Source organism: Prevotella sp. AM42-24 (assembly GCF_003461825.1).
Classification (GTDB): domain Bacteria; phylum Bacteroidota; class Bacteroidia; order Bacteroidales; family Bacteroidaceae; genus Prevotella; species Prevotella hominis.
Genome location: NZ_QTXV01000172.1, coordinates 330 through 919 on the forward strand (window position 1 = coordinate 330; position 590 = coordinate 919).

General features: G+C 45.9%; 1 protein-coding gene. It reads left to right on the forward strand.

Going from position 1 to position 590, the window contains the following annotated elements; translation table 11 throughout:
- Positions 1–63: 63 nt before the first annotated feature.
- Positions 64–590, forward strand: a 527-nt coding sequence (locus DW917_RS16985) for a phage integrase SAM-like domain-containing protein (RefSeq protein ID WP_199545597.1), incomplete at its 3' end; no start/stop codon positions are given.

Here is a 590-nt window from a genome sequence, read left to right on the forward strand (position 1 = left end):
CAAGGCTTTCAACTTTTCTTTTTACAGTTTCAACTACATTATTATATTATAAGGACAACAACTATGAGCAGAAGTACATTTTCAATTTTGCCTTACATCAACAGACAGAAGGTGAAGGCAGACGGAACAGCCAACATACTTTGCCGCATCACCGTTGACGGCAAAAGTGCAGCCATTTCCACAGGCATATCCTGTACCCCACAGGAGTGGAACGCCAAGAAGGGAGAGGTACGGAACGCAAGGGACAACGGACGATTGGCAAGTTTCCTTGCTGGGGTCAAGGATAAATACAACTCACTTCTTATCACCAATGGCATCATCACCGTGGAAATGCTGAAGGCTGTATTGAAGGACAAGGACACGACAGGAAAATACTTGCTGAGTTTTGGCGATACCATCGTGGAATGGTACAGAACGGCAAGAGCTAGGCAAACCTTTCTGCACAAGCGAACATGGCAGAAGAACCTGAGGGACTTTGTTCATACTTTGGATAAGGAAGACATAGCCTTCGAGGACATTGACGAGAACTTCGGGGAGGGATACAAACTGTTCCTGAAACGAGACCAGGGACGTATCGACAGCTACGTGAA